This window comes from Shewanella alkalitolerans (assembly GCF_019457575.1).
Lineage (GTDB): Bacteria > Pseudomonadota > Gammaproteobacteria > Enterobacterales > Shewanellaceae > Shewanella > Shewanella loihica.
The window spans coordinates 3898904-3917284 of sequence record NZ_CP080422.1 but is presented as its reverse complement, the minus strand read 5'-3'; the positions used below and the strand labels follow the sequence as shown (position 1 = coordinate 3917284).

Genomic DNA, 18381 nt, shown 5'->3' with positions numbered 1-18381 from the left:
TTAATGTTTAGTAAGCTTCTCTTTGTGTTTAATGACCTGACGATCGAGTTTGTCAATCAGGGAGTCTATCGCGGCATACATGTCCGCATGTTCGGATGTTGCGAACACTTCTCCGCCACGGAGATGTAACTTTGCCTCAACCTTCTGTTGCAACTTTTCGACATTTAATACAACGTGCACATTATTGATCTGATCGAAATGACGTTCAAGCTTTGTGAATTTCTCTTCGATGTAGCTTCGTAGAGATTGGGTGATCTCGATATGGTGCCCAGTCAGGTTTATTTGCATAAAGATAGTCCTCCAGTTTCCAGGTTTGTTTTATAAGCTCTTGCGCTGATTCGAGGGCGGTATAAGCATTGCCTCGCGATACTTGGCAATGGTGCGTCTAGCCACCTTAATCCCCTGTTCGGCCAAGAGTTGAGCCATCTTGCTGTCGCTCAATGGCTTTTTCTGGTTTTCCGCAGCAACCAGCTTCTTAATGAAGGCACGTATTGCTGTTGAAGAGCACTCTCCGCCATCGTCGGTACCGACGTGACTGGAGAAGAAGTATTTGAGCTCGAAGATCCCTCTCGGGGTATGCATATATTTTTGCGTGGTCACACGTGAGATGGTGGATTCATGCATCTCCACCGCCTCGGCGATGTCGTTCAGTACCATGGGCTTCATCGCCTCTTCGCCAAATTCGAAGAAGCCTTGCTGGAAGTCGACGATACAGTTGGTCACCTTGAGCAGGGTCTCGTTGCGACTCTCAAGGCTCTTGAGGAACCATTTGGCTTCCTGCAGGTGGCCGCGAATAAACTGGCCATCCGCTTGACTCTTAGTGCTGCGGGCCATGGCGGCATACTGCTGGTTGACGTTGATCTTGGGCATGCTGTCTGGGTTAAGCTCGACTACCCAGCGTCCCTTCTTCTTGGTGACGGTCACATCCGGGATCACGTACTCGTCGCGGCTGGCGGTGATGGCGAGGCCTGGACGGGGATTCAGGGTCTGGATCAGGGCGATGGCATCCCTCAGTTCATCTTCCTTGAGCTTGGTCTTGCGCATCAGCAGACGGAAGTCGCGTCCGGCGATGAGATCCAGGTGTTCTTTGATCAGCATGCGGGCGTTGGCTATGTGCGGTGTATCGTCGCTGTACTGGGCCAGCTGGATCGTCAGACATTCGCTGAGGTCGCGGGCCGCCACACCAATGGGGTCGAAGTGTTGTACCCGTTTGAGTACCGCCTCGACCTCGTCGAGTTCGATCTCTGGGTCGCCCATGGCCTCGAGAATATCTTCGCAGGTCTGGGTCAGGTAACCGCGCTCGTCGATGGCGTCGATGATGGCGGTGGCGATGGCCAGGTCGTTATCGGAAAAAGGGGTCAGGTTCTTCTGCCATTCCAGGTGTTCGTATAGACCTTCGCTGGTCTCGCCCTGAAAAGGCATGTCGTCGTCGCGCATGGCGCCCGAGCTTGAGTTTGGTGAGGCGGTGTAGACCTCATCCCAGGTGGTATCCACCGGCAGCTCGTCTGGCATTGAGTCTTGAGTCAGGGCGTCTGAGGTCTCGACCCCTGAATTATCCTGGCTCGAATCCAGCTCTATCTTGTCGTCGTACTTGTTGTCGAAGCTGTCGCTGACGCTATCGTCTTGCAGCTCGATGCTGGCGCTCTCCTGCTCTTCATCCAACTCCAGTAGCGGGTTGGATTCTAATGCCTGCTGGATCTCCTGCTGCAACTCTAATGACGACAACTGCAACAGACGTATGGCCTGTTGTAGCTGGGGCGTCATGGTGAGATGCTGACCCATTTTGAGCTGAAGTGACGCTTTCATCGTACTGCTATTCCCTTGTTTCTAATTATAAAATGAGAAAGCTCTGGCTATATGTGCCGGACAAATATATCGGATAGTGCCTAAAGCCACAATTAACGCATGGTTTTTCCTCTGTGGCCCCATTATAAGATTAACTATAGCTTGAATTGTTCACCTAAGTACACTGCTCGTACTTGCTGGTTGTCTAAGATTTCGGCGGGTGTGCCCTCGGCGATCAGATTACCATGGCTGACGATATAGGCTTTCTCGCAGACGTCTAATGTTTCGCGCACGTTGTGGTCGGTGATCAACACCCCCAGGCCGCGATTCTTAAGCTGCTCGATGATCTTCTTGATGTCGATAACCGAGATGGGATCGACCCCGGCGAACGGCTCGTCGAGAAGAATAAACTTAGGGTTGGCGGCAAGCGCCCTGGCGATCTCCACCCGGCGACGTTCACCGCCCGAGAGCGCCATGCCGTGGCTGTCACGGATATGGGTGATGTGAAACTCTTCCAGCAGGTGTTCCAGCTCCTCTTCGCGGCCATCGTTATTAAGATCGCTGCGGGTCTGGAGCACGGCCATGATGTTGTCCCGCACCGAGAGCTTACGGAAGATACTGGCTTCCTGCGGCAGGTAGCCTATGCCTTTGCGGGCGCGTAGGTGCATTGGGTCTAGCGTCAGGTCGTCATCGTCGATAAAGATGCGGCCCTTGTCGCTCTGTACCAGGCCGACGACCATGTAAAAGGTGGTGGTCTTGCCGGCGCCGTTTGGCCCCAGCAGGCCGACGATCTGCCCGGTCTTTACCGTGAGGCTCACGTCTTGGACAACGGCACGACTCTTATAGCTCTTGGCGAGGTTCTCCGCCTTCAAGATCAGGTCTGTCATTGTTTTTCCTGTTCTGGTTTCTTCTCGGGCTTCTGCTCTGGCTGGATCTGTTCCTGATAGTTCTCAGGCTGAATGATGGTGATCACTCTGTCTTTGCCTGTGCTCTCGGCGATCAGCTGTTGCTGCTCTATGTTGTAGCGGATCTGCGAACCCGTGACCTGGCTGCCTTCCTGTTCCAGGGTGGCGTCGCCAATGAGCGTCAGGGTGCGGCTGGAAAGCTCGTAACGTATCTCCTTGGCGCTGGCCGAGGCGGGACGGCCATCTTCCATCACCTGAGAGTAGGTGGCTGGGTTGCCGGTGGCGATCAGTATCTTGCCGCTGTTCTTCTCTTTGCTGAAGGCGCGCAGTTCACTGGCCAATATCTTGATAGAGCCTTGGGTGACCTCGACCGGACCGTGGAAGATGATCTGGTTGTTCTTAATGTCGGCTTCCTGGCTGGCGGCAGAGATCTTAACCTCTTGCAGCAGGTCGTTCACCTTGGCATGGGCGCCAATACTGACCAGGGGCAGCAGGCCCGCAAGAATAAGGCTATTTAGTTTCATATGTTCCTTCTACCTGACTCGTCAGTTTTATATTTTGGGCGTTGAGATCGGCATATAAGCCTTCCCCCGTGATGAGGAAATCACGTCCTGTGATCCGAATGCTTCTGTCGGATGTCATAATCATAGTATTGAGATCCAGCTCCAGATAGGTGGTCTCTATGGTCTGAATCGGTTCCTCTGGGCTAATGGCATCAATGATAACATTATTTTCCAGGGTGACCCGTCCGCTATTTTTGTCCAGTGTGCCCTTGGTGGACCTCAGGCGCCACTGGGCATCGCCGTTGTCGGGGTAGACCAGATAGATGGGCTGGGTAAAGTAGGTCTGGTTGCGCTCGGCGTAGTGCTCCATGTGACTGGCCGATACCCGGCTGTTGATACCACCCTCATCATTGTATTGCACGCTCTTGAGATCTCTGACTATGTAGTCGGGACGATCGACATTATCCAGGGCCAGCTCTTCGCTGCCCTTTTTCGACTGAACCTGCCAATAGAGGATCAGTGCGGTGCCGAAGAAGGCGATGATCGCCAGCGTGACTCTGTTCATATGCTCATTCCGTGGGCCGAGGCAAACTTATCCTGGCTGAGCAGGATGAGATCCGTCAGTTCACGCAGTGCGCCGTGGCCGCCATTGATGTGGGTAACCATGTCGGCGTGTTGGCGCACATAGGGGTGACCGTCGGCCACGCAGACAGACAGGCCTACCTTCTCCATCACGGGCAGATCCACCATGTCATCGCCGATATAGGCCACTTCTTCCGGCGTCACCTTATAGAGGTTAAGCAGCTCCTGATAAGGCTCGAGTTTGTTGTCGACGCCCTGGTAGATATGGGTGATACCCAGGGCCGTCATGCGATCTTCCACTATCTGCGACTTACGCCCCGTGATGATGGCCACCGGAATATCGCTGGTCAGCAGCGAGCGGACGCCATAGCCGTCGCGGGTATGGAAGGTCTTGAGTTCGTCGCCCGAGTTGCTCATATAGACCAGACCGTCGGAGAATACACCGTCGACGTCGCAGATCAAGAGTTTGATCTGTTTGGCTTTTTGCCAGACCGCGTCGGTTATCGGGCCGTAGAAACCTTGATGTGCCATGTTAGATCACCCCCGCCTTGACCATGTCCAGCATATTGAGTGCGCCAATCGGCTTCTGCTGCTCGTCGGTGACGATCAGGCCGTTGATCTCCTTCTCGTCCATCACCTTGAGGGCCTGGGCGGCTAAGATGCCTTCGCTGACGGTGACGCAGCCATGGGTCATCACCTCTGAGATGGAGGTCTTGCGCAGGTTGATCTCGGCGTCGATCACCCGGCGCAGGTCGCCGTCGGTGAAGATGCCGACCAGCAGGCCCTGGCTGTTGACCACGCCTGTCATGCCAAGCCCCTTCTTGGAGATCTCATACAGGGCCTCAGTGATACAGATATCTTCGGCCACCAGAGGCAAGTCATCACCCTTGTGCATCACGTCGCTCACCTTGAGCAGTAGCTTGCGTCCCAGACTGCCACCGGGGTGGGAGAGGGCAAAATCATCTTTGGTGAAGCCTCTGGCCTGCAGCAGGGCCACCGCCAGGGCATCGCCCATGACGAGCGTCGCCGTGGTGCTCGAGGTCGGCGCCAGTCCGAGCGGACAGGCCTCTTCCGGTACCTCGATACACAGATGAACTACCGAATGCTTGGCCATGTTGGATTCGGGTTTGCCCGTCACCGCGATGACTGGCAGCCCCATGCGCTTGATCACAGGCATCAGGGTTAAAATTTCACTGGCCTCGCCCGAGTTGGAGATGGCAAGTACGATATCGTTCTCGCTCAGCACGCCCAGGTCGCCATGGCTGGCCTCGCCGGGGTGGACGAAGAAGGCTGGGGTGCCTGTGCTGGCCAGGGTGGCCGAGATCTTGTTACCTATGTGGCCGGATTTGCCCATGCCCATCACGATCACCTTGCCGGTGCAGGCGAGGATCAGTTGGCAGGCCTTGGCAAATTCACTCGAGTCGACATATTGATACAGGTTGTCCAGCGCGTTGCGCTCGGTATCGATAACCTTGCGTCCCCATTGACGTAATTGATCTGCATCTACCATCTTGTTCTCTCTATTTTGTCGGCCTAAACGTTATTAGGATAGGAAAAGCGTGACTTGGTACGCGATAAAAGTTGCTAATAACACACCGCCATGCCAGGGGCGTAGTTGGCGGGCCTTGCCGGTTAATAAAATCAGTATGGCCAGGGCAACACTGGTTGCCATCACCATGTAAAAGTCGCGACTGCTGGCGGCGGCATCCACCGCGCCTGGGGCGATAAGGGCGGGTAGCGCCAAAACCGCAAGAATGTTAAACAGGTTAGAGCCGACCACGTTGCCTATGGCAAGGTCGTCCTCTTTCTTCAGCACGCCTGCCACACAGGCCGCCAGTTCAGGTAGGCTGGTGCCGACGGCGATAATGGTCAGGCCTATGACTAAGTCTGACATATGGAAGGCCTTGGCGATACCCACGGCGCCCTGCACCATCCAGTCGGCAGACAGGGGCAGCAGCACTAGGCCTATCACCAGCCAGAGGATCGCCTTAGGCGTAGGCACATCTTTAGGCACCTCGCTCTCGGCCTCGTCGATCAGGGGATCTTTCTCCTTGTTGACGATGGCATGCCAGATCAGATACCCCATGAGGGCGAAGAAGAGTGCCATCAGCACCAAGCCCTCGACGCGGGTCAACTGACCATCGTGAAGGAAATAGCCCGCCAGCGCCGTAGCGCCTAGCATCATAGGGATTTCCCGCTTGAGTGTCTGTGAGCTTACCGAGATTGCGCCTAATAGGGCGGTGATTCCCAGGATCAGCGTGATGTTGGCGACGTTGGAGCCCAGCACATTCCCTATGGCCGTGTCTGTCATGCCTTCGAGGGAGGCGGTGGCTGCCACAAACATTTCCGGGGCCGAGCTGCCCATGGCGACTATGGTGAGGCCAATTAACATGGGCGGCAGGCCGAGATTACGGGCGAATGCCGCGGCGCCGAAGACAAATTTGTCGGCACTCCAGACAAGGGCACCCAAACCAGCAATCAGTAAGAAAATATTAAATAGCATTGAAAATCTTTTTGTTTAAGAGTCTGCCGCGCATTTTCGCTGGAATTGAACAAAATTGAAAGTATTGCGCAAAGATAGTGTCGATTCAGTTGTGCACAATCCGTCAATTTCGTACAATTTGTCTCTTTTCCTGCCGCCTAACCATGGAACGCATTAGGTCCCGTTATGAGTCATCAATCGTTAAGTCATGACAGCCAAGCCAAGGGTGAGACTAAGCCAATGGAACAAGCGCCGATGGAACACGTGCAGCCATTGGTGGAGATCAGCCATCTGGGCTTCAGTCGTGGCACCCATGTTATCTATGACGACGTCAGCCTCACCATCCCCAGGGGGAAGGTGACCGCCATCATGGGACCCAGTGGCATAGGCAAGACCACCCTACTTAAGTTGATCGGTGGTCAGCTGCGGCCGGACTCGGGGGTCATCAAGGTCGATGGCGTTGACGTGCATAAATGCAATCGCAGCGAGCTGTTTGCCCTGCGCAAACGCATGAGCATGCTGTTTCAGAGCGGCGCCCTGTTTACCGACATGAATGTGTTCGACAACGTGGCTTTTGCCCTGCGGGAACACTCTGACCTGCCCGAGGCGATCATTCGCCGTATCGTGCTGATGAAGCTCGAAGCAGTGGGGCTAAGAGGCGCGGCGCAGATGATGCCGAGTGAGCTCTCCGGCGGTATGCAGAGACGTGCGGCCCTGGCCCGCGCCATCGCCCTGGAGCCTGAGCTGGTGCTCTATGATGAGCCCTTCGCCGGACAGGACCCCATCTCTATGGGGGTGCTGGTAAAGCTGATCCGCGAGCTGAGCGATGCGCTGAGCCTCACCTCTGTGGTGGTTTCCCACGATGTGCAAGAGGTGCTGGGGATCGCCGACTATGTCTATGTGCTGGCCGACAAGAAGGTGATCGCCCACGGCACGCCAGCCGAGCTGAAGGCGGCAGACAATCCTAAGTTGAAACAGTTTATCGGCGGCGAGCCCGACGGGCCCGTGCCGTTTCATTTTCCCGCCCAGGATTACCAGAAGGAGATGTTAGGTGAGCGTGATTGATCAAATCGCCCGCTTAGGTCGTGGTGCGATCGATAGCGTCACCGGCCTGGGACGTGCCGGACTCATGTTGTGGGGCGCCATCGCCAAGATGCCTAGGGTGCGTAAGGGCACGCCTCTGCTGATCAAGCAGCTGTACGTGATTGGCGTGCAGTCCATGGTGATCATCCTGGTCTCCGGCCTCTTCATCGGCATGGTGCTGGCGTTGCAGGGCTATAATATTTTGGTGGGTTTCGGCACCGAAGACAGCCTGGGGCCCATGGTGGCGCTCAGTCTACTGCGTGAACTGGGGCCAGTGGTGACCGCGCTGCTGTTTGCCGGACGCGCCGGCTCGGCACTCACCGCCGAGATAGGTTTGATGAAGAGCACTGAGCAGCTCTCCAGCCTGGAGATGATGGCTATAGATCCCCTGCGTCAGGTGATCGCGCCGCGCTTCTGGGCTGGGGTGATCAGCCTGCCGCTACTTGCGCTGATGTTTACCGCCGTGGGCATCTATGGCGGCCATCTGGTCGGGGTGGAATGGAAGGGGATCGACAGCGGTAGCTTCTGGTCTATCCTGCAGGCCTCGGTGGAGTGGCGTCAGGACATAGTGAACTGTCTGATCAAGAGCCTGGTATTTGCCGTAGTGGTGACCTGGATAGCCCTGTATCGCGGCTATCATGTGATCCCCAATCCCGAGGGGATCAGCCGGGCGACCACCCAAACCGTGGTGCAGTCCAGCCTGGCGGTGTTGGCGTTAGACTTCCTGTTGACGGCCATGATGTTTGGCCGCTGATTAAATTTTGTTTATGGATAAACCTATATATTTGCCGTCGTGGTATGTATAGAACTGAGTGGTAATTGAGTATGTTGACTCGAAAAATTGAACTATTAGTTGGCTTGTTTATTCTGTCGGGCCTGATGGCCTTTCTGGTGTTGGTGTTCAACGTGGCCAATGTCGAGGTGAAGCCTGGCCAGAGCCACTACACCCTGTATGCCAAGTTCACCAACATAGGTGGCCTCAAGGTGCGCTCACCGGTCAAGGTGGGTGGCGTGGTGGTCGGCAGGGTGACGAACATCAGCCTGGATCCTGAGGAACTGGTGGCCGTGGTCGAGCTGGCCATGGACAATCAATACGATCAGTTTCCCGAGACCAGTAGCCTGTCGATCCTCACCTCGGGTCTGCTGGGCGAGCAGTTCTTGGGACTGACGCCAGGATTTGTGATGGACGATATCGGCATGCTCAAAGATGGCGATCGTATCGACGACACTCACTCGGCCTTAGTGCTCGAAGATCTCATCGGCCAGTTCTTATACAGTATGAAGTCTAAAGAAAATTAATAGGGACGAATATGAAACAGTTGTTGCAAGTACTCTTCTCCTCCATGGTATTGCTGATCGGCGGTGCGGTTAGCGCCGAGGAGATCTCGGTCAATACCAGGGACCCCTATGCCATGGTGGAATCTGTGGCCAACAAGACTTTTGCCCGTTTTCATCAGGATATTGCCACAATTCAGGCCAATCCAGACCATCTTAAGGTGATAGTCTCTGACGAGTTGATGCCTTATATCGATTATAAGTATGCCTCCTATAAGGTGATGGGGCCCTACCTGCGTCAGAGTACGCCGGAGCAGCGCGAGCGCTTCGCCGAAGCCTTTAAGACCTATCTTATCGCGACTTATGCCCAGGCATTTACCGAGTATACCGATCAGCAGGTGGAGTTTGCCCCGGCTAAGGGGTTCGACGGTGAGAAGATGGTAGATGTCAACGTGCAGATCATCGAGCAGGGCCGTCCGCCCATCAAGCTGATCTTCAGGGTGCGTCGCCTGAAGGACGATACCTGGAAGGCGTTCGATCTAGTAGCCGAAGGGGTGAGCCTGCTCTCCTCTAAGAGCGCGGAGATCACTAACCTGATCCGCCAAAATGGCATAGATGCGGTAATAAAAGAGCTGGAGACCCATACAGATAACCATATCAGCTTGGTTAACAAGGGGACTAAGCTATAATGCTGAGCTTTAACCAGGCGGCGGGGCAGTGCCAGGTAAGCGGTGAGCTGTCTCAGGCGGCGGTGGTGGAGCTCTGGCCTAAGCTGGAGACGCTACTCAATGGTGCCTGTGACCGACTGGATCTTGCCGGCGTCTCCTATAGCGACAGCGCTGGTGTCGCGCTGCTGCTGCATCTGGTGGCAGAGCAGCAGAAGAAGGGTCAGTCGCTGGTGCTCTGCAATCCGCCGGCGCAACTGCAAAAGTTAATAGATTTATATGATTTACAAGACTTCTTCACCGAAGAAGCCAAATAAAAGGGTTATCCGTTTATGGAATGTAATGAGATTGAACAGCTGCTTAGCCAAGCGCTGACACTGGATGAAGTACACGTGAGCCAGGATGGGACACACTATAAGATTGTTGCCGTCGGTGAGTGTTTCGACGGTGTGAGCCGCGTGAAGCAACAGCAGATGATCTACGGCCCTTTGATGGAACATGTGACCAGTGGGGCGCTGCATGCCATCACTATCAACGCCTTTACCCCTACGCAGTGGAAGCGTGAAAAAATCTTCAACATGTAAGGCTAGAGACTCATAGTGGATAAATTAACAATTCAGGCCAGTGGTGCACTGGCCGGTGACGTGGTGATTTCTGGCGCCAAGAACGCCGCCCTGCCGATCCTGATGGCCGGTGTGCTGGCCGAGACAGACTTTGTGGTCAGCAATGTGCCTAACCTTAGGGACGTCAACACCAGCTGTGAGCTGCTTCGCTGTCTTGGTGCCGAGGTGAGCCGTAGCGACGAGGGTAAGATCACCATCTCTACCACCCATCTCAACGAGTTCTGCGCGCCCTATGAGCTGGTGAAGACCATGCGCGCCTCTATCTTGATCTTGGGGCCCTTGCTGGCTCGTTACGGCACCGCCGACGTCTCTCTGCCCGGTGGCTGCGCCATCGGTGCCCGCCCGGTAAACCTGCACCTGCATGGTCTGGAGCAGATGGGCGCGAAGATCGAAGTGAAAGAGGGCTATATCAAGGCCCGCGTCGATGGTCGTCTCAAGGGCGCCCATATCTTCATGGACATGATCAGCGTGGGTGCCACAGAGAACCTGCTGATGGCGGCGGCCCTGGCCGACGGCGAGACGGTGATCGAGAACGCGGCCCGTGAGCCAGAAGTGATCGATCTCGCCAACTGCCTTAACGCCATGGGCGCTAAGATCAGCGGCGCCGGTAGCGATACCATTCGCATCCAGGGTGTCGAATCGCTCAGCGGCTGCGAATATCGCGTGATGCCAGACCGTATCGAGACCGGCAGCTTCCTGGTAGCCGCGGCGGTAACCAAGGGCAAGATACGTTGTGTCGATGCCGATCCTAAGACCCTAGAGGCCGTGCTCGCCAAGCTCGAAGATGCCGGCGCCAGCATTACCACGGGCGAAGATTGGATCGAGCTGGACATGCAGGGGCAACGCCCCAAGGCGGTCAACATCAAGACCATGCCTTACCCAGGTTTCCCGACAGACATGCAGGCGCAGTTTTGTGTACTCAACGCCCTAGCGGAAGGTACGGCGACCATTACCGAGACCATCTTTGAGAATCGTTTCATGCATGTGCCCGAGCTTATCCGCATGGGCGCCAACATGGAGCTGGAAGGCAATACTTGTATCATCAAGGGTTGTGAGCTGCTCAATGGCGCTCAGGTGATGGCAACGGATCTGCGCGCCTCGGCGAGCTTGGTTATCGCCGGCCTGGTGGCCGATGGCGTAACCACGGTCGATCGCATCTATCACCTCGACAGAGGCTACGAGCATATCGAAGATAAGTTTAAGGGCCTGGGCGGCGAGGTCGTACGGGTCAGCTAAGCTTTTCTTTATCATAATAAAGCCACCTTAGGGTGGCTTTTTTGTGCCTGAAGCATGGATGACGCAACTGGTCACAAAATAATGCAGGTAATTTACATAGGCTAAGCTTATGATTGGTGGGTAGGCCAATTTGAATATGCTAAGGAGAGTATATGGCACATGGCAAAAGGATGGCGTTATTAGTGGGGCTGCTGATCGGCGCCCTAATCTGTTACGGCGTGGGCATGCACCTGGGGGCCTTGAGCCTGCTGGTCGTCGGCGCGCTGCTCGAATGTGGTTTCTGGTTGCGGCTATTTAAGAGCCCAAGCTAAGGGCTTAAGTTCAGGGTTTAAGCAAGTACCTAGAGATCACTAGAGAATAGATAAAAGAAAAGCCAGCGATTGCTGGCTTTTTTGTCTGCGGACTTTGGTCGCTATTATTCAGAGCCCGTTACTCAGAGCCTAAGTTTTCCCCTATGGTGACAGGTACCTCATAGTACTTGCCGCTGCGGATGATGGTCATGGTCACCTGAGTGCCAGGTGGCGTCTCGGCAATCCTATCCATCAGCATCTCGACGCCGGGAACGGTCTCGTCGTTAAACTTAGTGATCACGTCTCTGGGTCTCAGCTTGGCCTGAGCGGCCGGTCCCTGATGATCCACACCTGTGACCATGACACCGGTCAGATCCGGCAGGTTGAGGATCTGCGCCATCACAGGATTGATTGCCTCGCCTGTGATCCCCAGAGCACCACGTATTACCCGGCCATCTTTGATCAGCTTACCCATGATGCTGTGGGCCAGCTTGATGGGGATGGCGAAGTTAATGCCGTGGCCACCACCCTCGCCACCAATCTGGAAGGCGGCGGTGTTGATACCGATCAGTCGGCCGCTGGTGTCGATAAGCGCGCCGCCCGAGTTGCCCGCGTTGATGGCGGCATCTGTCTGCAGGAAGTCCAGATAACCCGAGCTTAGGCCGTTACGACCGGTGGCGCTGATGATCCCTTGGGTGATGGTTTGCCCCAGGTTATAGGGGTTGCCTATGGCCAGAACCACGTCGCCCACCTGTGCCGGCACGTCCAAGTTGATGGGCACCACGGGCAGGGTATCGCCCTCTATCTTAAGCACCGCCAGATCGGTGACAGAGTCTGACCCCACCACCTCTGAGGTAAACTTGCGGCCATCTTGCAGGGCGACCACTATCTCGTCCGCCTTCTTGACCACGTGATAGTTAGTAAGAATGTAACCCTCTTTGCTCATTATCACGCCTGAACCCAGGCCTTGCAGGGAGCCCGAGTTAAGCGGGCGGCTCTGATCTATGCTCAGGCTATAGATGTTGACCACGGCGGGTGCCGCGCGACGTACTGCCTGAGAGAAGGAGAGTTCTATCCCGTTTTGTCCCCGGTTCTGGAAGAAGTTGCCGTGATTGGCAGTGCCTGTTATCCATGGGGTGATGACCAGAAAGACGGCGGCCATGATAAGGCCGAAAAAAACTGCTTTCGCGATGTAAATTACCGTGTCTTTAAGCGTCATGATTTAAGGTGCTGTGGGAAAAGTAGCGTTAGATTAACATGTTTATTTATAGGGCACTATTGGCCTAAGTGCATAAGCTGGAAATAAAAGAGGCCATGATGCGGGTGTCTAAACCCTGTCATGGCCTCTAGTGCGCCTTATCTCAGAACCAGATAGAGGCTGTTGTCACCGCGCAGCAGTTTCAGGGCCACGGCGCCGTGTTGCTCCTTCAGCTCCGCCTTGAGCTCCTTAAGATCTTCGATACGGGTACGGTTTACCCCGACTATGATATCGCCCTTAAGCAGGCCACTGGCCGCCGCCGGAGAACCTTGGGCGATCTCGGTGATCTCGACCCCCTTCTTGTTGTTCTCCAGGGTGGCACCCGCCAGCATTGGATGTACGGCACCCGCCGCGGTTTCTGTCTGCTGGCTCGCCTCGCCTAATACTGCGGTGACCGTTTTTTCATCGCCGTCGCGGATAAGACCCAGTTTCACCTTGGCGCCGGCGCCCATGGTGCCTATCTTGGCTCTCAGCTCCTGGAAGGACTTGATCGGCTTATCGTTGACGCTGACTATGATGTCGCCAGCCTTGATGCCCGCCTTGTCGGCGGCGCTGTCAGGCATCACCTCGTTGACGAAGCCACCGTGCTGCGAATCCAAGCCGAAACCCTGAGCCAGCTCGCTATCTAAGTCACGACCACTGACACCCAGCACGCCGCGGCGCACCTCGCCGTGTTCGATCAGCTGATCCACCAGGTTGTTGACCATATTGGCGGGGATCGCGAAGCCGATACCCACGTTCCCGCCGCCCGGGGCGACGATGGCGGTGTTGATGCCGATCAGTTCACCGTTGAGGTTCACCAGGGCGCCGCCCGAGTTACCGCTGTTGATGGCCGCATCTGTCTGAATGAAGTTTTCCAGCATCTCTATGCCTAAGCCGCTGCGGCCCATGGCGCTGACGATACCCGAGGTGACCGTCTGGCCTAAACCGAATGGGTTACCGATAGCCACGGCAAAGTCGCCGACCTTGAGCTCATCCGAGTCGGCGCGCTTGAGGGCCACCAGGTTCTTGGCTTCTATCTGAAGCAGGGCCACGTCTGACTCGGCATCGGTACCGATGAGCTTGGCCTCGATCTCACGACCATCGTGCAGGCCAATCAAGATCTCGTCGGCGCCTTCGATCACATGGTTGTTGGTGACGATATAGCCTTTCTTAGCATCTATGATGACGCCAGAACCCAGCCCCTTGAAGGGACGCTCTTGCACCTGCTCTCTCGGGGCATTAGGGCCGAAGAAGTAGCGGAAGGCGTCGGGCAGACGCTGCTTAGAAACATGGGTACCAGAAACGGCGACGGCAACCACGGCTGGGGTGGTTTTCTCCAGCATGGGGGCCAGGCTGGGCAGCGCTTGCCCGTCGACGGCCAGTGGAATGGCGGCTTGAGAAACGGCAGGCATAACCATCAGGCTCGCGCCGAGCAGTGCGGCGGAAAGTAGTGATAATTTCGTTTTCATCTATTCATGACTCCAATGTTGCAATTATGAACTTATGACTCTGTAGATATAAGGCTACTCGGACGTAAATCAAGTGATTAAATAATGCAGTGTTACTCAATCCGACTATCGCCTTCTCGATAAAGTTCAGGTGATTAACAAAGGTTAATTTTTCGTTAGTCTTCATCGACTAGTGAGCGATACAGCCCTGGCGGTCCCATGCAGGCTTGTCTGTGTCAGCCAAGGTTTTAGCTTGGCCCACATATACCCTGGGATCGATTGTCGTGATACCATTTGGCGGTTGAATTAAGGATAGAAGAGAATAATTTCAGTGTCGCATCTCACCCCCTGGCAGCATTACCAAGCCGATCTACAACGTGATGACTTTTCCTATGACCCAGCTCAGGAGCAGGCGGTCAAGGCCCTGCAACGTGTCTATGATGAGTTGCTGGCGGCGCAGAAAAAGCCCTCGGGGATGGCGAAACTACTGGGTTTCCTGGCTAAGCCAGCGCCTTCGGTGCAGGGCCTGTACCTCTGGGGCGGGGTAGGGCGCGGCAAGACCTATCTGATGGACACCTTCTATGATGCCCTGCCGGGCGAGCGTAAGCTCAGGGCGCACTTTCACCGTTTCATGCATCAGATCCATCTGGATCTCGACGGCCTTAAGGGACAGAGAGATCCCCTGTTGGTGATCGCCAAGCGCATGGCCGAGCGTTATCAGGTGATCTGTTTCGACGAGTTCTTCGTCTCCGACATCACAGACGCCATGTTGCTGGGCACTTTGTTTCAGGCACTATTTGCCGAAGGGGTGGCCCTGGTCGCCACCTCAAACATCATTCCCGATGAGCTCTATCGTAACGGCCTGCAGCGGGCGCGCTTCCTGCCGGCGATTGCGCTGATCAACAAGCACTGTCAGGTATTGAATGTCGACAGCGGCATAGACTATCGTCTACGCACCCTGGAGCAGGCGGAGATCTATCATTATCCACTGGATCCTCAGGCCGACAAGAACCTGCTGAGTTACTTCCAGCAGCTGGCGCCCGAGTCAGAAGTTTCCCGTGAGGCGATAGATATCGACGGTCGCGAAATCGCCATACGTCAACAGGCCCAGGGTGTGTTGCTGATCGATTTTCGTGACCTGTGCGACGGCCCCCGTAGTCAGCGCGACTATATGGAGCTGGCCTGTCTCTATCACACCGTACTACTTAGCGGCGTCGAGCAGATGGGCAGTCAGAGCACGGGGGATGACATCGCCCGCCGTTTCCTGGCCATGGTGGATGAGTTCTACGAGCGTCATGTGAAGCTGATCATCTCGGCCGAGGTGGCGCTGGAGGAGATCTACACCCAGGGGCTGCTGAGTTTCGAATTCAGACGCTGCCGCTCGCGCCTGACCGAGATGCAGTCTCACGATTATCTGGCACTGGAACACCTGCCATAGGGCGAGTTTCAACCGATAAAGGGCGCTTTTTGCCCTTTCGCCATCTAATCGATGCCAAGCTGAGTAAATCATTTAAATTAGCTGAAAAAATTAGGTGATTTTTAACTCAGCTTTGTCTATAATTCGCGACCTGCCCTCGTTACTCCGCCAAAACGGCGGAAGTTGTAAAGCCTTATTCTTTGCTCGAAGGGGCGGAGAATGGCATTTTTTGTGTTGTTATTTATTAAAAAATAATGGCATTTGAGACAGAATTTAAACATTGGGTTTTTGTAAATGAAGACTACATATACTGCTACACCAGAAACAGTGACGCGCGAATGGTTCGTTGTTGACGCTGAAGGTAAAACTTTAGGTCGTATCGCGACTGAAATCGCTCGTCGTCTACGTGGCAAGCATAAGGCAGAATACACTCCTCACGTTGATACTGGCGATTACATCATCGTTATCAATGCTGAGAAAGTAACTGTAACTGGTAACAAAGCAGCAGCTAAGACTTACTACTCTCATTCTGGTTTCCCAGGTGGTATCAAGCAGATTACTTTCGATAAGCTGCAAGATCATAAGCCAGAAATGATTATCGAGAAAGCAGTAAAAGGTATGTTGCCAAAAGGTCCTCTAGGACGTGCCATGTACCGTAAACTGAAAGTTTACGCTGGCGCAGAGCACAACCACGCTGCACAACAACCACAAGTTCTTGATATCTAATCCGGGAGTAAGCTAATGTCTGCAACTCAGTACTACGGCACTGGCCGTCGCAAAACATCTACTGCTCGCGTATTCGCTAAAGTAGGTAGTGGTAACATCGTCGTGAACCAACGTCCACTTGACGAATATTTTGGTCGTGAGACTGCTCGTATGGTTGTTCGTCAACCTCTAGAGCTAGTTGAAATGACTGAAAAGCTAGACATCTATGTAACTGTTAAGGGCGGTGGTATCACTGGCCAAGCAGGTGCAATCCGTCACGGTATCACTCGTGCCCTGATGGAGCTTGATGAAGCTCTACGTCCATCTCTACGTGCCGCTGGTTTCGTTACCCGTGATGCTCGTAAAGTTGAGCGTAAGAAAGTCGGTCTACGTAAAGCACGTCGTAAGCCACAATTCTCAAAGCGTTAATATTACGCTGCGAAGATTGGAAAAACCCAGCCTTGTGCTGGGTTTTTTTATGGCTGTTTTCTGCTATTTTTAAACCCTAATTGTTCGCTACAGGAAACACACTTAGATGACATTCCAACTCCTGATGCTGGTTTTGGCCATAGTGCTGATTATCGAAGGGATAGGTCCGCTTTTATTTCCGAATCGTTGGCGGGCATATTTGCAAGAAATTTCCAGCCAAAATCAACGGGTTTTACAAAGGTTGGGTGGTGCTTTAGTGACCGCTGGCGTGGTCATATTGATTATTTTTTCATAAATTACTTGCCACTTCCCCCCCAAGATCTGCTAAAATCCCGTTTTAACCACTACCTTGCAGCAAATAATGGGCAAAAACGTTGTAGTTCTCGGCACCCAATGGGGTGACGAAGGAAAGGGTAAGATAGTCGATCTACTTACCGAACAGGCCAAATATGTCGTTCGTTATCAAGGTGGCCACAATGCTGGTCATACACTTGTTATCGATGGTGACAAAACCGTTCTTCATCTTATTCCATCAGGGATTTTACGCGATAATGTAAAATGCATTATCGGTAATGGTGTTGTGCTTGCGCCCGACGCACTGATGAAAGAGATCAACATGCTTAAAGAGCGTGGCGTCCCTGTAGAGGAGCGTCTGCTTATCTCCGAAGCGTGTCCGTTAATCCTTCCTTTCCATTGTGCCTTAGATATCGCACGTGAAAAAGCACGCGGTAACAAAGCTATTGGTACAACGGGTCGTGGTATCGGTCCTGCTTATGAAGATAAGATCTCTCGTCGCGGTCTTCGCGTTGGCGATCTGTTTAATGCAGAACTGTTCGCCGAGAAACTGAAGGAAGTGATGGCATATCACAACTTCATGTTGACCGAATACTATGGTTGCGAAGCGGTTGATTACGAGACCACGCTAAAAGATGCGTTGGCTATTGCCGACTATCTGAAGAGCATGTGTACCGATGTTACTGAGCTGCTGGATCAGGCTCGTAAGAATGGCGACAACATTTTGTTCGAAGGCGCTCAGGGCACGTTACTGGATATCGACCACGGTACTTATCCATTCGTAACCTCTTCAAACACAACTGCCGGTGGTGTAGCAACAGGTTCAGGTTTCGGTCCACGTCATCTGGATTATGTCTGCGGTATCATCAAGGCATACACCACACGAGTGGGTGCGGGTCCTTTCCCAACTGAACTGCGTGACGAGATCGGCGATCACTTAGGTACTAAGGGTCAAGAGTTCGGTGCGACCACAGGTCGTAAGCGTCGTCCAGGTTGGTTAGATATCGTTGCCATGAAGCGCGCGGTTCAGATCAACAGCATCAGCGGTTTCTGTCTGACCAAACTTGACGTACTCGACGGCTTGAAAGAAGTGAAGCTATGTGTGGGTTACCAGTACCCAGATGGCAGCATCTCTACCGTAACTCCGCTGGCAGCCGAAGGCTACGAGCAGGTAACACCTGTGCTGGAGACTATGCCTGGTTGGAGCGAAAGCACCTTCGGTGCGACCTCTATCGATCAACTGCCACAGGCAGCGCTCGACTATATCAAGCGAATCGAAGAGCTACTGGAAACGCCAGTCGACATTATCTCAACGGGTCCCGATAGAAACGAGACCATGATTCTAGTGAATCCGTTCAGTTAATCATAAGGGCCGCGTTAAGCGGCCTTTTTATTTTTAGGGCCTAGCCTAGCCTAGAG

The 18381-nt window shown here is 54.1% G+C and carries 23 protein-coding genes; 13 read left to right on the top strand and 10 right to left on the bottom strand.

The window, feature by feature from the left end:
- The 8 genes from hpf to K0J45_RS16925 all read right to left on the bottom strand — a co-directional run bounded on the left by hpf (position 1) and on the right by K0J45_RS16925 (position 6278).
- Positions 1–288 carry a ribosome hibernation promoting factor gene (hpf, locus tag K0J45_RS16960; protein ID WP_011867108.1) on the bottom strand — a complete coding sequence of 96 codons (288 nt, stop codon included), beginning with the start codon at positions 286–288 and terminating at the stop codon, positions 1–3.
- Between the two features lie 30 nt (positions 289–318).
- Positions 319–1806 carry an RNA polymerase factor sigma-54 gene (locus K0J45_RS16955; protein ID WP_220043409.1) on the bottom strand — a complete coding sequence of 496 codons (1488 nt, stop codon included), beginning with the start codon at positions 1804–1806 and terminating at the stop codon, positions 319–321.
- A 134-nt stretch (positions 1807–1940) separates the two neighbouring features.
- Positions 1941–2672: an LPS export ABC transporter ATP-binding protein gene (gene lptB, locus K0J45_RS16950; RefSeq protein ID WP_011867106.1), complete on the bottom strand. Its 732-nt coding sequence runs from the start codon at positions 2670–2672 to the stop codon at positions 1941–1943.
- A complete protein-coding gene (gene lptA, locus K0J45_RS16945) occupies positions 2669–3214 on the bottom strand; it encodes a lipopolysaccharide transport periplasmic protein LptA (protein ID WP_144202702.1) in 546 nt (181 codons plus the stop codon). Before lptA ends, lptB begins: the two co-directional genes overlap by 4 nt.
- Entirely contained in the window at positions 3201–3758 is a 558-nt protein-coding gene (lptC, locus tag K0J45_RS16940; RefSeq protein ID WP_011867104.1) for an LPS export ABC transporter periplasmic protein LptC, read from the bottom strand. Before lptC ends, lptA begins: the two co-directional genes overlap by 14 nt.
- Complete coding sequence (kdsC, locus tag K0J45_RS16935) at positions 3755–4306, bottom strand: 3-deoxy-manno-octulosonate-8-phosphatase KdsC (protein ID WP_220043408.1); 552 nt, start codon at positions 4304–4306, stop codon at positions 3755–3757. Before kdsC ends, lptC begins: the two co-directional genes overlap by 4 nt.
- Before the next feature lies 1 nt (position 4307).
- Complete coding sequence (locus K0J45_RS16930) at positions 4308–5285, bottom strand: KpsF/GutQ family sugar-phosphate isomerase (protein WP_220043407.1); 978 nt, start codon at positions 5283–5285, stop codon at positions 4308–4310.
- 33 nt (positions 5286–5318) lie between these two features.
- Positions 5319–6278, bottom strand: a complete 960-nt coding sequence (locus K0J45_RS16925; protein WP_011867101.1) for a calcium/sodium antiporter — start codon at positions 6276–6278, stop codon at positions 5319–5321.
- A gap of 234 nt (positions 6279–6512) precedes the next feature.
- Between K0J45_RS16925 and K0J45_RS16920 the strand changes: the two genes are divergently transcribed.
- The 8 genes from K0J45_RS16920 (at position 6513) to K0J45_RS16885 (ending at position 11450) form a co-directional block, all read left to right on the top strand.
- Positions 6513–7322: an ATP-binding cassette domain-containing protein gene (locus K0J45_RS16920; protein ID WP_086023639.1), complete on the top strand. Its 810-nt coding sequence runs from the start codon at positions 6513–6515 to the stop codon at positions 7320–7322.
- Positions 7309–8094: a lipid asymmetry maintenance ABC transporter permease subunit MlaE gene (gene mlaE / locus K0J45_RS16915; RefSeq protein WP_144202706.1), complete on the top strand. Its 786-nt coding sequence runs from the start codon at positions 7309–7311 to the stop codon at positions 8092–8094. The genes K0J45_RS16920 and mlaE overlap by 14 nt, the downstream gene beginning before the upstream one ends.
- 71 nt (positions 8095–8165) lie before the next feature.
- Positions 8166–8639 (top strand): outer membrane lipid asymmetry maintenance protein MlaD, encoded by a 474-nt coding sequence (gene mlaD / locus K0J45_RS16910; RefSeq protein WP_011867098.1) that lies wholly within the window; start codon positions 8166–8168, stop codon positions 8637–8639.
- 11 nt (positions 8640–8650) lie between these two features.
- Positions 8651–9304, top strand: coding sequence for an MlaC/ttg2D family ABC transporter substrate-binding protein (locus K0J45_RS16905; protein WP_220043406.1), 654 nt, complete (start codon positions 8651–8653; stop codon positions 9302–9304).
- Positions 9304–9597, top strand: coding sequence for an STAS domain-containing protein (locus tag K0J45_RS16900; RefSeq protein WP_220043405.1), 294 nt, complete (start codon positions 9304–9306; stop codon positions 9595–9597). The genes K0J45_RS16905 and K0J45_RS16900 overlap by 1 nt, the downstream gene beginning before the upstream one ends.
- Before the next feature lie 15 nt (positions 9598–9612).
- Positions 9613–9864, top strand: coding sequence for a BolA family protein (locus K0J45_RS16895; protein ID WP_011867095.1), 252 nt, complete (start codon positions 9613–9615; stop codon positions 9862–9864).
- Between the two features lie 15 nt (positions 9865–9879).
- A complete protein-coding gene (gene murA, locus K0J45_RS16890; protein WP_011867094.1) occupies positions 9880–11139 on the top strand; it encodes a UDP-N-acetylglucosamine 1-carboxyvinyltransferase in 1260 nt (419 codons plus the stop codon).
- Between the two features lie 152 nt (positions 11140–11291).
- Positions 11292–11450 carry a hypothetical protein gene (locus K0J45_RS16885; protein WP_186300622.1) on the top strand — a complete coding sequence of 53 codons (159 nt, stop codon included), beginning with the start codon at positions 11292–11294 and terminating at the stop codon, positions 11448–11450.
- Between the two features lie 118 nt (positions 11451–11568).
- Here the strand turns inward: K0J45_RS16885 and degS are convergent, their stop codons facing one another.
- Both degS and degQ read right to left on the bottom strand, forming a co-directional pair.
- Positions 11569–12648: an outer membrane-stress sensor serine endopeptidase DegS gene (gene degS / locus K0J45_RS16880; RefSeq protein WP_220043404.1), complete on the bottom strand. Its 1080-nt coding sequence runs from the start codon at positions 12646–12648 to the stop codon at positions 11569–11571.
- 137 nt (positions 12649–12785) lie between these two features.
- A complete protein-coding gene (gene degQ / locus K0J45_RS16875; RefSeq protein ID WP_144202716.1) occupies positions 12786–14138 on the bottom strand; it encodes a Do family serine endopeptidase DegQ in 1353 nt (450 codons plus the stop codon).
- A 310-nt stretch (positions 14139–14448) separates the two neighbouring features.
- Between degQ and zapE the strand changes: the two genes are divergently transcribed.
- The 5 genes from zapE to K0J45_RS16850 all read left to right on the top strand — a co-directional run bounded on the left by zapE (position 14449) and on the right by K0J45_RS16850 (position 18325).
- Positions 14449–15555, top strand: coding sequence for a cell division protein ZapE (zapE, locus tag K0J45_RS16870; protein WP_220043403.1), 1107 nt, complete (start codon positions 14449–14451; stop codon positions 15553–15555).
- A gap of 273 nt (positions 15556–15828) precedes the next feature.
- The gene (gene rplM / locus K0J45_RS16865; protein WP_011867090.1) at positions 15829–16260 is read left to right on the top strand and encodes a 50S ribosomal protein L13; all 432 of its coding nucleotides are present in this window, start codon (positions 15829–15831) and stop codon (positions 16258–16260) included.
- A gap of 15 nt (positions 16261–16275) precedes the next feature.
- Positions 16276–16668, top strand: coding sequence for a 30S ribosomal protein S9 (gene rpsI, locus K0J45_RS16860; RefSeq protein WP_011867089.1), 393 nt, complete (start codon positions 16276–16278; stop codon positions 16666–16668).
- Between the two features lie 106 nt (positions 16669–16774).
- On the top strand, positions 16775–16963 hold the full coding sequence (locus K0J45_RS16855; protein WP_011867088.1) for a DUF2065 domain-containing protein: 189 nt from the start codon (positions 16775–16777) through the stop codon (positions 16961–16963).
- Positions 16964–17029: 66 nt separating this feature from the next.
- Positions 17030–18325 carry an adenylosuccinate synthase gene (locus K0J45_RS16850; protein WP_011867087.1) on the top strand — a complete coding sequence of 432 codons (1296 nt, stop codon included), beginning with the start codon at positions 17030–17032 and terminating at the stop codon, positions 18323–18325.
- The last annotated feature ends 56 nt before the right edge of the window (positions 18326–18381 follow it).